This window comes from Rheinheimera metallidurans, assembly GCF_036983985.1.
Classification (GTDB): Bacteria; Pseudomonadota; Gammaproteobacteria; order Enterobacterales; family Alteromonadaceae; genus Alishewanella; species Alishewanella metallidurans.
Map to the genome: position 1 here is coordinate 145,429 of NZ_JALAHQ010000005.1, position 11,715 is coordinate 157,143.

Sequence of the window (11,715 nt, forward strand, 5' to 3'; positions counted from 1 at the left end):
GCTTAGTAATGCGGCGGCAGGGGCTCTTCTTCTGGCCGCAGTATGCCTTGGTCGTCGGGTAGGTTGCGTAGCTTTTCTGCCAGCAACATAACTTGTTGCTGCAAGCGGTCTATTTTTTTGTGATGCTCAAGTAATTCATTACTTAAGCTATTTACCGTGTCTTCCTGAAATGCCAGCTTACTTTCTAGCTCTACAATATGCAGCTGTAACTCTTGCTCACTTGTCATCATGTTTTATATCCCATACTTCGGCTATGCCACTGGAGCTTTCGCTAATAAGTTGATTATCGCCTAAAAAGGCTACCGCATGCACTACTGCGCTAGGCGGACGGCTATCAGGTCGTACTGAAACCTGCCATCGTTGTAGCTCCGTGCCAGTTTGCACATCCCACAGCGCGAGCTTACGGGTTGGTGCACCTGTAGCCAAGGTTTTGCCATCAGGGCTAAAGGTTACAGCACTAAACACTTGCTGGCGCGCGCTAAATTGCAGCTTGCTTATCAGATTGCCGGTTTTAATATCCCAGATTTGTGCTAAATCTTGGCTGTCTGCCGTAAAGGCATAGCGGCCTTGCGGGTCTAAAGCTACCTTTGTTACTCGGCTTGGATGGCTAAAGCTATAAATAATTTGCGCACTTTGCGTATCCCATAAATAGGCTTTGTAATCGTTACCACCCGTAAGCGCATAGCGACCATTCGGCGACATAGCAACACTGTTAATCCGCTCCGTGTGGCCTAAAAACTCTAACCGACGGCCGCTAGCTAAAGTAATGTGTTGCACACCACCGTTACTTTTACCAATGAGTAAGTGAGCACCGTTATCGGATACGGCGATGTCACGCACCGTGGCCTCGTCTAACTGCCAGTAACCGATGTTTTTACCATTCTCAGTATTCCACAGCGCATAAGTGTGCTGATCTGCAGTGAGCACATGGCTGTTATCATGGCTAATCGCTAAGCTAAATACTAAGTTATCCGCGGCATCTTGATGTCGCCATTGGTATTTTAGCGCGTTAGTTTGCAAATCCCATAATGCGACGCCGTCTTGAACCGATGATACCGCAGCAAAGCGCGCATCATCTGACAGCGCTGCAGCATAACTACCTTTGGCAACATGAGTAAATTGCTGTGCGGGTAACGGCGAACTTAGTTTTTCGCAACCGCCGAGCAATAATAGTAGAAAAAACGCAGGATATTTCATGTCGGGTGTTAACCTCCAGAGCACAAACCGTTAGTATAGGTCAGTTCGTTACACACTATTAAAACATACTTTTGCAGCCTTGCTGCGTAAATCTTGGAGAACTAAATGCGCTTAGTTACAAAAATGACTCTGGTCGCAGTAGCAGTAATGACACTTGCTGCATGCCAAAAAGAAGCAGAGCAGAAACCTGCAGTATTGGATACTGACGAAGCTAAACAGTCTTACAGCTTAGGTGTTTCTGTTGGCCGTTACTTAGATAGCACATTGGAAGATTATACTAAGCTTGGCCTGACAGTAGACCGTGCTTTAATTTTACGCGGTGTTCAAGACGCGGTGTCTAACAAAGCGACCATGTCTGATGAAGAAGTTCAGGCAATGATGACGACGTTGGAAGAAAAATTCCGTGAAAAGCAAACGGCGATGGTAGAAGCCGAAGCAGAGCAAGCAATAGCTTCAGGCAAAGCTTATTTAGCTGAAAATGCGAAAAAAGAGGGCGTTACCGTAACAGAGTCTGGTTTACAGTACGAAGTTCTACAAGCCGCTGATGGTGCTAAACCAGCCGCCACCGATACAGTTAAAGTGCACTACACGGGTACTTTAGTTGATGGCACTAAGTTTGATAGTTCGTTAGATCGTGGCGAGCCGGCGCAGTTTCCATTAAACCGCGTTATTCCAGGTTGGACTGAAGGCGTTCAGTTAATGAATGTGGGTTCTAAGTTCAAATTTACTATTCCGTCAGAACTTGCCTATGGCGAGCGTGATATGGGCGTTATCAAGCCTAATAGCGTATTAGTATTTGAAGTTGAGCTATTGGAAATTGTTTCAGCAGAAACTGAATAAGTTTGCGGTGAAATAAAGAAAAAAGCGGCTTATGCCGCTTTTTTATGCGAATAAATTACGCTTGAACACTTGAGTCATTATGCTTTTCGTACAGCGTATTAATTAATTGATCTTCGTATTCAAAACGTTGCTCTAATGCTTGACCAAGTTCGGATAGCTCACGGTCAAAAGCCCCGCTATGTCGTGTGCTTAAGTGGTCGGCATATAAGTCATTAAAATTGAGCGCTAAATCAGTAGAAACGGCAATTTTCGGATATAGGCTATCAGCCAGTTTACGGCTATCCGTGCCGTTTGTAGCTGATTCGGATACTATACGCTCGTATACTTCAAAATGCCCAGCAGATAAGTAGTCGACCATTAACTGACAAAATTCTTGTACATTAGCTTGGCTTGGCAAAGTGGTACGTTTGTTATCAAAAGGAGGCAGTGCTGCCAGTTTACAGTAACTTACAATAAGCTGCTGTCTGTCATCCAGCCAGCTATCGATGGCACCAAGTGAGCCACCCCATTTGTTTCGCGCTGTCTGCACACGGGTGTACATTGCCTTCTCCTTAAGTGCAGCAAAGGTGCTGCGATAGTGTCTAATTAAATAAGTTTTGCAGTAAAGATCAACCGTTTTCTTATTGGTCTGCTCAGTAAACGGCATTATGATAGAGCACGATAACAGAGTACCTCAGAGAGTAGCTTATGATCAAACATAGTATCCGTGTCACACCAAACCGCAAAGGTATTTGGTTTATTGTAAATCGTGGCCGAATTTGGTTGAGCGCTAAGCGCGAACTACCGCAGGGTACATATAATGAATTAATCCTATCGGCAGAGCCTGAACAATTTTGTTTAATTGGTCAACTTGGTGACCAAGATGCGTACTTACTGGTTAACCATGACCACATTGCTAACGAAGATGAATGGGTAACACCTCGAGAGTTGCTTACGGTAAGTGAAGAAACTTTCCAGCTTGCTGCTAGGGCAGTGCAGGTTGCACTCTTTTTACAAACGCATCGGTTTTGTGGCCAATGCGGCAGTGCGATGAGCCTAGTTAGCTGGGAACTAGCTGCCCTGTGCAATAAATGTGGTCACCGCTGCTACCCCCGCATTGCACCCTGTGTACTGGTTGGCATCGTTAAAGATAACCAGATTTTACTTGCTCGGTCAAACCGACACCGAGCTGGCTTCTTTTCAATTTTAGCGGGTTTTGTTGAATCTGGGGAAACACTAGAACAAGCCGCTGTGCGCGAAGTAAAAGAAGAGGTAGGAATTGATATTGCAAACCTACGCTATGTCGGTAGCCAACCTTGGCCGTTTCCTCATTCATTAATGACCGGTTTTATTGCTGATTATGTTGCCGGCGACATAGTGTGCCAACCGCACGAAATTGAAGAGGCTTATTGGTTTTCATTTGACCAATTACCCGAAACACCGCTAGAACAAACCTTATCTGGACAAATTATTGCTCAGCTAAAGCAAATTTCAGGCAATAAAAAAGCCACATAATGTGGCTTAACTAAATTTTACGTGGTCCTGTTAAAACAGGCTTCTTGCTTGTTATTCTTCACTAGCGCAGCAATGTTATAGCAGATCGATTTATCGATGACAAGCATTTAAAACAAAAAACTGAACGTAGCATTTACCGCTTAGGCGTAGGCTTACTGGCGCCACAATGCTAAAATGGCCGATGATATTGTGGATAGTGGGTAAATTATGCAATTAAAGAATGATCGATACCTCAGAGCGTTATTAAGACAACCTGTGGATAGAACCCCAGTATGGATGATGCGTCAGGCAGGTCGTTACTTACCTGAGTACCGTGCAACCAGAGCGCAAGCCGGTGATTTTATGTCGCTGTGCAAAAACGCAGAGCTGGCATGTGAGGTAACGTTACAACCACTGCGTCGTTATGCATTAGATGCGGCAATTTTATTTAGCGATATTCTTACTATTCCTGATGCCATGGGTTTAGGTTTATATTTTGGTGAAGGTGAAGGGCCAAAGTTTCAGCGGCCAGTGCGAGACTTTCGTGACATTGTTAACCTGCCAATACCCGATCCAGAACAAGAATTACGCTATGTAATGAATGCCGTGCGCACTATTCGCCGCGAACTTAACGGTAGTGTGCCGTTAATTGGTTTCTCTGGTAGCCCGTGGACGCTGGCAACCTATATGGTTGAAGGCGGCAGCAGCAAAACGTTCGGCATCATAAAGAAGATGATGTTTAGCGAGCCAGAAAGCTTACATTTGTTATTAAATAAATTAGCCGATAGTGTCATTTTATATTTAAATGCGCAAATTGCTGCTGGTGCACAATCTGTGATGATTTTTGATACTTGGGGTGGCGTACTAACCCCTCGTGACTATCAAGAGTTTTCTTTAGGTTATATGCAAAAGATCGTCAGTAACTTAACGCGTGAAGCTGATGGCCGTATAGTGCCGGTTACGGTTTTTACGAAAAACGGCGGTTTATGGTTAGAGTCTATTGCTAATATTGGTAGTGACGCAGTAGGCCTAGATTGGACCATTAATATTGGCGATGCTAAAGCGCGAGTCGGCCATAAAGTTGCCTTGCAAGGTAATATGGATCCGTCAATTTTATTGGGCTCACCAGAGCGTATTCGCCAAGAGGTGCAGCTAATTTTAGATAGCTTTGGCCAAGGCCCTGGACATGTATTTAATCTTGGGCATGGTATAACGCCTGACGTTGATCCAGAACGGGTTAGTGTATTTATTGATGCAGTGCATTCGTTTAGCCGCACTTATCATATGAGCACTGAAATTGCTGAATAGCGTGCTATATAGTTATTAATAAAAAACCCGGCAAAAGCCGGGTTTTTTATAGATTAATCAGCGGCAGCGGTTTGATAGTCGGCTAATAAATCTTCAAAATTTTGAATTGTCCAGTTACGGCTTTTCGCCTCGGCTAATGCTTGGCGTAGCATAGATTCACCGCGACTTTGCTGCCCTAGGTCGATAAAGGCAACGCCCAAGGTTGACAGTAAATTAGGGTTGTTGGCATCTATTGCTCGGCCTTGTTCGGCCAGCCGTATCGCTTTATTGGGGTCGCGTAATGTCGGATCATCCGACATGGCTAACAAGGCCGCGTAATCGGCTATTGCGGGCATATAATCTTGTAAAGCGGCAATTTCTAAATAACTTGCCGCCTTGCGTGGATTATAATTTACGTTATTGCTATCGAGTAACTCTTGCGCTAATAAGTAAGCGGCTTTGGCGTCACCGCTATCAGCTGAAGTGGCCAGCCAATTTACGGCTTTACTTGGATCACGATCACAGCCGTTGCCGCTAACTAAACATTGAGCCAGCCTATACTGCGCTGGCACATAGCCATTTATGGCCGCTTGCAAATACCATGGCATAGCTTTTACACCGCTAACAACACCATTTTCGGCTAATAGTGCGTATAAATACTGATACTTAGCGACTTCAGCTTTAGCCGCTCCTAATATCGCATCAAGGTATTCTTGGTTATCTTTATCAAATTTACGTGATTTTGCATTGCCTAACGACTTTATCTTAAAGGTATGGGTGCGCATATCTATACGTTTTGGTGCACCGTATAAATCTTTTGGTGGTTCAAAACGCCAACTATTGACCGCGTTTAATACGTATTTACTAATCGCATCAACCGGATAAGACGCTGCTATACTGACATTATCTGTTTTGCCATCCTCAGTAATGTCGTAATGCACTAATGCCCACGCTGCAATACCACTTTGTTCAATATAACTTGGATAATCAGGCTCAGGCTGGCTAATAGGCTTTATTTTTGCGTCGGTTAACGTAAAACGGTTCTCTGTTGGGTATAGGTTGCCTTCTAGCGCAGCCTTACCAAACTGACTGTTTAAACTGTTATATACTTCTTTGCCCTCAAACCGAGACGTTAGCTTGGTGCGTAAAGTACGATATTGTTTATCTGCTTCCGGATGCTTTCTATCGCGGGCAATTAAGGTCCAGGCGTAAGCAAGATTCATATCTGGCTCGACACCTAATCCCTCGGCATACATTCGCGATAATAAAAATTGCGCTTCCAAATGTCCTAGCTCAGCAAGGCTTTCTAATTGTGGTTTAGCGAGTTCATACTCCTGCTTTTCAAATAAGGCTTTTGCTGTTGGAAAGTCGGCATAAACTTGCCACGATAGTAAGCATAATAATAGTGTTAGCCCATATCTAAGCTGTGCCATAAAAACCCCACAAAACTATTTTATTTAATTATTATGTAACTGAGTTTACAACGAATTATCAGGCAAAACAAAACTAAATATTATGCGCATTGAGTGTCATTTATATTGATGTTATTCAATAAGTTAAATTAAAATAAACGGTTTAAACCATTCAGCGCCGCTACCCGATAAGCTTCAGCCATTGTCGGATAGTTAAAGGTGGTACGGACAAAATACTCTAAGGTATTGCCACCATTTTTTTGCATCATAATAGCTTGGCCGATATGGATAATTTCTGCTGCGCGTTCACCAAAGCAGTGAATGCCAAGTATTTCTAAGGTATCGCGATGAAACAGTAGTTTTAAACTACCGACATTGGTGTTGGCGATTTGTGCCCGTGCCAAATGTTTAAATTGGGCGCGACCAACTTCATAAGGAATTTTTGCGGCGGTTAGTTCCTGCTCTGTTTTGCCTACTGAACTCATTTCCGGAATAGTGTAAATGCCCGCAGGAATGTCAGCGATAACGTGGCCGTCTAGGTTACCTTTTATTATAGTTTCGCCCGCTAAGCGGCCTTGGTCATAAGCAGCGCTTGCTAAGCTTGGATAACCAATTACATCACCAACAGCAAAAATGTTATCGACACTGGTTTGATAGTGCTTATTAACACTAACTAGGCCACGACTGTCGGCGTTTAAGCCAATAGATGCTAGGTTTAGCATCTCGGTGTTGCCGGTGCGACCGTTAGCAAATAGAAAGCAATCGGCCTTCATTTTCTTGCCCGATTTTAAATATAAAACGACGCCGTCTGCTTTGCCTTCAATGCGATCAAACTCTTCACCGTGGCGGATTGTCATACCCGAGTTCCAAAAATGATAACTAAGAGAGTCTGATATCTCTGCATCCATAAATGAAAGTAAGCGATCTCGGGTATTAACTAAGTCAACTCTTACGCCTAAACCACGGAAAATAGAGGCATACTCGCAACCAATTACCCCAGCGCCATAAATAATGATGTGTTTAGGATCATGTTGTAGTGACAATATGGTATCGGAATCGTAAATTCGGCTATGGTCAAAGTCGACGTCTGAAGGGCGATAGGGGCGAGAGCCTGTAGCAATAATGATGGTTTTTGCGCTTAACTCAAAACTACCATCTTCGCCGGTAATGCTGAGTGTATTCTTGTCAATAAATTTGGCTTCACCTTGATAGAGCTTAACTTGATTACGGTCGTAAAAACCGCCTCTTAGCCTAACTTGCTTGCGAATAACCCCAGCCGCGTGCTTTAAAATTTGTGAAAAAGTAAGTTTGGTGTGTTGTTCATCTGGCTGAAATAGCGGGTTCTCATTAAATTCAATTAAACGGCTAACAGAATGGCGCAACGCTTTTGACGGAATAGTACCCCAGTGGGTGCAGCCGCCGCCAACAGACTGATAACGTTCAATAGCGGCAACTTTTAAACCGCTTTTAGCTAGATACATTGCTGCACCTTCGCCACCTGGGCCAGTGCCTATAACAATGGCATCAAAATCATAACGGGCTTTTTTCGGGGTGGCTTTTTTTTCAGTCACGTGATCAATCTCACTATTTTTATGGTGTTAGTTTGAGCATATCAGGAATCGAGCACAAAAAAAGAGACCGAAGTCTCTTTTTCTATTAGCTAAAGGCGGTAACAAGCCTTTGCCAATGCTGTTGCTGCAGCTGTAAGTGGTGTTTAAACTCTTGATAACGAATTTTAAAATCTACCGCGTGGTATTGGGCAACTAATAACTCTTTACGTTCTAACAGTAGTTGTTTCTTTAACTGATAGTAATCTTGCATTCTTGCTAATAGCAGCTCGTATTCCTGCTCAAGCAGTTGCAGTAATTGTTCCGCATTGGGGCGCTGTTTCACTCGCTCTTTCGCACGTTGCAGCTGCATTTTTGCCTTGGCTTGTGCAATAAGCTCTTCTGGTACTATGCGTAAATTACGGGTTAAACCCAACCAAGATGCAGCTTTAATAAACCACTTCGTTGGATCAAACTGGTACCACTTAATACCGTTGCGATAATCCGATTCAAAAATATGGTGGAAATTATGATAACCCTCGCCATAAGTTAAAAATGCTAATAGGCCGTTATCGCGGGCTGAGTTTTGCTCGGTATAGGGTTGTTTCCCCCAAATATGGGCAAGAGAATTAATAAAAAACGTAAAATGGTGGCTTAACACCAGGCGAAGTACGCCGGCAGACAGCAGCATACCAAGAATATTGCCGCTAACAATGCCAAGTAATAACGGAATGCCAAAGTTAGTGGCTATAGCTAGCCATAAATAATTACGGTGCTGCCACATGACCACAGTGTTTTTTTGCAAGTCGCGAGCATTGTTGTAATCGCACTTATTGTCGCCAGCATAGTCGCGTAACATCCAGCCAATGTGGCTGTACCAAAAACCTCGGCCTGCTGAGTAGGGATCTTTATCATTATTATCGACGTGGCGATGATGCACGCGATGATCCGCCGCCCAGTGCAGCGCACTATTTTGCAACGCAAAAGCACCGCCTATAGCATAAATATATTGTAAAATAGGCTGCGCCTCATACGTTTTATGCGCCCATAAACGATGATAGCCGGCAGTTATAGACATGCCGCAGTAGCCTAAGCTTATAATAGTAGCTATTATTTCAAACCAGCCAAAGCCGATAGTTAATGCATACCAAGGTACGCCAATGGCCGCAACTAAGGTCGTGATAGAAAACAGTAGGACATTCGTCCAAATAATAGGTGGTTGTTTCATATAGTGCCGTTTAGCTTACAACTGTACGCTCATTCTACTGGCCGAAATAACTCGGTCAAGGTATAAAGTAGTGCTTTGAGTGAATAAAGGGATAAAAGTGTCAAGAGCAGAGCAAAAAGAGCGCACCCGTCGCGCCATTATTAATGCCGCCTTCTCTCAGTTAAGCGCTGATAAAAGCTTTGCTAGCTTAAGTTTGCGTGAAGTAGCTCGCGAAGCGGGCATTGCGCCAACGTCATTTTATCGCCACTTTGCTGACATGGATGAGTTAGGGCTTACATTGGTTGATGAGGCTGGTTTAATGTTACGCCAACTTATGCGTCAAGCTCGGCAACGTATTGAAAAAAACGGTAGCGTTATCAGTACATCAATAGAAACCTTTATGGAATTTGTCACCGGCCACAGTAACGTGTTTCGCTTGTTGTTACGTGAACGCTCAGGAACTTCTGCCGCATTTAGAAGTGCAGTGGCGCGTGAAATTCAACATTTTGTTGCAGAATTGGCTGAGTATTTACGCAAAGAAACAACCTGCCCTGATGAACTGGCGAGGGCGCAAGCAGAAGCCATGGTTACGCTAGTTTTTCATACCGGCGCTGATGCATTAGATGCACCAGCTGAACAATATCCGTACTTAACGGGCCGTACTATTACTCAACTACGTTGGTTAGCCCATGGCGCGGCCAGTTATGGGCGCAAGATAAAAGATTAACGCTTTCTAAGCCAAACACCGGTTTCAATATGGTGGGTATAAGGAAACTGGTCGAATACCGCTAACTGTATAATGTCATGTGTGCTGCTTAACGCTTGTAAGTTTTGCGCTAAGGTATCGGGATTACACGAAATATAAATAATATCGTTAAAGCGGCTAACTAACTGTTCGGTACCTGCATCAAGTCCCGCGCGTGGCGGGTCAACTAACACAGTATTAAGCTGCATGTTCGTTAAATCGAGTTGTTTTAATGTATTACCTTGCTGTAACGCGGCCGACACGTCTTCCGCAGACATCTGCAATACTTGCAAATTAGTAACCTGGTTTAGCGCTATGTTGTATTGTGCTGATTTAATAGAGGTGCGAGAAATTTCGGTAGCGACGACATTGTCGAAGCATGGTGCTAGTGCGATGGAGAAGTTGCCATTGCCGCAATACAGCTCAAGTAAATCGCCGGATAGTTTATTGGCAATGTTTTTTGCCCAACCGAGCATATGGCGATTAACCTCGCCGTTTGGCTGAGTGAAGCTGCCTTCCACCTGTTGATATTTCAGTTGTGTATTATCTAATTCAAACTGTTCAGTGACATAATCATCACTAACCATCAGCTTTTGTTTGCGTGACCGGCCAATAAACTTAACGTTGTATTCGCTAGCTAGTGCTTCGGTTAATGCCGTAGCCTGCTCAAGCCAGCTATTGGTTAATGGCCGCTTATAAATTAGCGACACCAGTAATTCACCAGACAGCGTGGCCAAATAGTCAACCTGATATAGCTTGTAACGTAGCTCATGATTAAATTGAATCTGTTTCAGTAACACCGGCATAAAATCAGCAATAGCTCGACAGGCAACAGGGAAATGATCAATTCGTACTTTCTCACGGCTTTCTGCATCAAACATAGCATGATAAATATCATCACCATCATGCCAAATCCTAAATTCCGCTCTTAGCCGGTAATGTGTAGGCTCAGATGCAAACACTTCAGCGTTAGGCGCATTAAAGTCGGCAAGCAACTGTTGTACACGAGTTACCTTATCTGTTAATTGAGTTAAATACTGCTCGGGAAAAACCTGACCTACGCTCATGTGCCACTCTACTAAATCAAAACGACTATGTTAAGGCACAGACTTCGCTACGCCAACCTTGAATACCAACTGTGATTAATAAAAATAAAAAAGGAAGCCGCAGCTTCCCTTTTTTCTATAGAAAATCACTACTACTCATCAGAGTCATCGTTCTCTTGACGCTCTTTAGCTTCGCGCACTTTTAATGTGCGTTCTTGAAAGCTGAAGTCGTTTAACTTTTGAATCATCTTAGCGCCGTCTTTTTCCGCTACTTCAACAAAACCAAAACCTCTACGGCGACCCGTCTGGCGATCTTTCATCAAACGTACATTTACGACTACGCCAAAACGTTGGAACAGTTCCTTTACTACATCTTCATTTGCCCGATACGGCAAATTGCCAACATATAAAGTGGTGGTTTCACCTTTATAGTCTATTGGTGCTTTAATGGTTGGCACTGAGTCAGAGCGATTAGCTTTAACATCTACTAATACTGGCACTAGGATCCCCGCTAGTACCACACCAATTACTACAAGAATTTCCTGATCAAGCCCTAAGGATGGAAGAGCAAACGCAAAGCCAAGATAAGCCAGCACGGCTAACGCCAAAGTATATGGCAAAGAAACACGTAAAGTGGGCAACATATAATATCCTAAACACTTATTCTATTTATCGGAATGCTTTAACAATATAAAGCAGCCTTATATTAGCGGTTGGATAATAAACCGCAACTATTAACCGCAACACATTTATACCAAATTTGTTGGTAAAATATGCAAAAAGCCGATTAAGTAAGCAAACGATACTAAAACGTCTATTTTTGTCAAATAACCGCTTGCACGACAATTAAAACCCCCTATAATGCGCGCCATGCCACGGGGTGCAGCGCTAGCGCACTCTCCGAGGGGTTTTAGAAATAGAGTCAAAAATCTTTTAAAAAGACGCTTGACACTAGGGCTTA

At 43.6% G+C, this 11,715-nt stretch carries 13 protein-coding genes; 4 read left to right on the forward strand and 9 right to left on the reverse strand.

Going from position 1 to position 11,715, the window contains the following annotated elements; all coding sequences use genetic code 11:
- Nucleotides 1-2 precede the first annotated feature (2 nt).
- Entirely contained in the window at nucleotides 3-230 is a 228-nt protein-coding gene (locus MN199_RS13385) for a SlyX family protein (RefSeq protein ID WP_132586081.1), read from the reverse strand.
- Complete coding sequence (locus MN199_RS13390) at nucleotides 217-1,197, reverse strand: WD40 repeat domain-containing protein (RefSeq protein ID WP_335739766.1); 981 nt, start codon at nucleotides 1,195-1,197, stop codon at nucleotides 217-219. Before MN199_RS13390 ends, MN199_RS13385 begins: the two co-directional genes overlap by 14 nt.
- A 105-nt stretch (nucleotides 1,198-1,302) precedes the next feature.
- Here MN199_RS13390 and fkpA point away from each other — a divergent pair, with 105 nt between their 5' ends.
- A complete protein-coding gene (fkpA, locus tag MN199_RS13395; RefSeq protein WP_335739767.1) occupies nucleotides 1,303-2,037 on the forward strand; it encodes an FKBP-type peptidyl-prolyl cis-trans isomerase in 735 nt (244 codons plus the stop codon).
- Between the two features lie 55 nt (nucleotides 2,038-2,092).
- Here fkpA and rsd read toward each other — a convergent pair whose 3' ends face one another.
- Nucleotides 2,093-2,578: a sigma D regulator gene (rsd, locus tag MN199_RS13400; protein ID WP_335739768.1), complete on the reverse strand. Its 486-nt coding sequence runs from the start codon at nucleotides 2,576-2,578 to the stop codon at nucleotides 2,093-2,095.
- A 146-nt stretch (nucleotides 2,579-2,724) separates the two neighbouring features.
- Between rsd and nudC the strand changes: the two genes are divergently transcribed.
- Together nudC and hemE are read left to right on the forward strand one after the other, a co-directional pair.
- Entirely contained in the window at nucleotides 2,725-3,531 is an 807-nt protein-coding gene (gene nudC / locus MN199_RS13405) for an NAD(+) diphosphatase (protein ID WP_335739769.1), read from the forward strand.
- Nucleotides 3,532-3,735: 204 nt separating this feature from the next.
- Nucleotides 3,736-4,818 carry a uroporphyrinogen decarboxylase gene (gene hemE, locus MN199_RS13410; RefSeq protein ID WP_279432818.1) on the forward strand — a complete coding sequence of 361 codons (1,083 nt, stop codon included), beginning with the start codon at nucleotides 3,736-3,738 and terminating at the stop codon, nucleotides 4,816-4,818.
- Nucleotides 4,819-4,871: 53 nt separating this feature from the next.
- Here the strand turns inward: hemE and MN199_RS13415 are convergent, their stop codons facing one another.
- The 3 genes from MN199_RS13415 to MN199_RS13425 form a co-directional block, all read right to left on the reverse strand.
- Nucleotides 4,872-6,230, reverse strand: coding sequence for an energy transducer TonB (locus tag MN199_RS13415; protein ID WP_335739770.1), 1,359 nt, complete (start codon nucleotides 6,228-6,230; stop codon nucleotides 4,872-4,874).
- Between the two features lie 128 nt (nucleotides 6,231-6,358).
- Nucleotides 6,359-7,780, reverse strand: coding sequence for a Si-specific NAD(P)(+) transhydrogenase (sthA, locus tag MN199_RS13420; protein ID WP_335739771.1), 1,422 nt, complete (start codon nucleotides 7,778-7,780; stop codon nucleotides 6,359-6,361).
- Between the two features lie 85 nt (nucleotides 7,781-7,865).
- Entirely contained in the window at nucleotides 7,866-8,984 is a 1,119-nt protein-coding gene (locus MN199_RS13425) for an acyl-CoA desaturase (protein ID WP_335739772.1), read from the reverse strand.
- A gap of 97 nt (nucleotides 8,985-9,081) precedes the next feature.
- Here MN199_RS13425 and fabR point away from each other — a divergent pair, with 97 nt between their 5' ends.
- Nucleotides 9,082-9,690: an HTH-type transcriptional repressor FabR gene (gene fabR, locus MN199_RS13430; protein WP_418338098.1), complete on the forward strand. Its 609-nt coding sequence runs from the start codon at nucleotides 9,082-9,084 to the stop codon at nucleotides 9,688-9,690.
- Here fabR and trmA read toward each other — a convergent pair.
- The 3 genes from trmA to MN199_RS13445 form a co-directional block, all read right to left on the reverse strand.
- Nucleotides 9,687-10,775: a tRNA (uridine(54)-C5)-methyltransferase TrmA gene (gene trmA, locus MN199_RS13435; protein WP_335739773.1), complete on the reverse strand. Its 1,089-nt coding sequence runs from the start codon at nucleotides 10,773-10,775 to the stop codon at nucleotides 9,687-9,689. The two genes, fabR and trmA, sit on opposite strands and share 4 nt — an antisense overlap.
- Nucleotides 10,776-10,906: 131 nt before the next feature.
- Nucleotides 10,907-11,398 (reverse strand): RNA recognition motif domain-containing protein, encoded by a 492-nt coding sequence (locus tag MN199_RS13440; RefSeq protein WP_132586059.1) that lies wholly within the window; start codon nucleotides 11,396-11,398, stop codon nucleotides 10,907-10,909.
- A gap of 105 nt (nucleotides 11,399-11,503) precedes the next feature.
- On the reverse strand, nucleotides 11,504-11,715 hold a 212-nt coding region (locus tag MN199_RS13445; RefSeq protein ID WP_335739774.1), incomplete at its 5' end, for a hypothetical protein.

Coding starts and splice junctions, on each gene's coding strand:
- MN199_RS13385 (WP_132586081.1), bottom strand. CDS start 230: ATGATGACAAGTGAGCAAGAGTTACAGCTGCATATTGTAGAGCTAGAA.
- MN199_RS13390 (WP_335739766.1), bottom strand. CDS start 1,197: ATGAAATATCCTGCGTTTTTTCTACTATTATTGCTCGGCGGTTGCGAA.
- fkpA (WP_335739767.1), top strand. CDS start 1,303: ATGCGCTTAGTTACAAAAATGACTCTGGTCGCAGTAGCAGTAATGACA.
- rsd (WP_335739768.1), bottom strand. CDS start 2,578: ATGTACACCCGTGTGCAGACAGCGCGAAACAAATGGGGTGGCTCACTT.
- nudC (WP_335739769.1), top strand. CDS start 2,725: ATGATCAAACATAGTATCCGTGTCACACCAAACCGCAAAGGTATTTGG.
- MN199_RS13415 (WP_335739770.1), bottom strand. CDS start 6,230: ATGGCACAGCTTAGATATGGGCTAACACTATTATTATGCTTACTATCG.
- MN199_RS13425 (WP_335739772.1), bottom strand. CDS start 8,984: ATGAAACAACCACCTATTATTTGGACGAATGTCCTACTGTTTTCTATC.
- trmA (WP_335739773.1), bottom strand. CDS start 10,775: ATGAGCGTAGGTCAGGTTTTTCCCGAGCAGTATTTAACTCAATTAACA.
- MN199_RS13440 (WP_132586059.1), bottom strand. CDS start 11,398: ATGTTGCCCACTTTACGTGTTTCTTTGCCATATACTTTGGCGTTAGCC.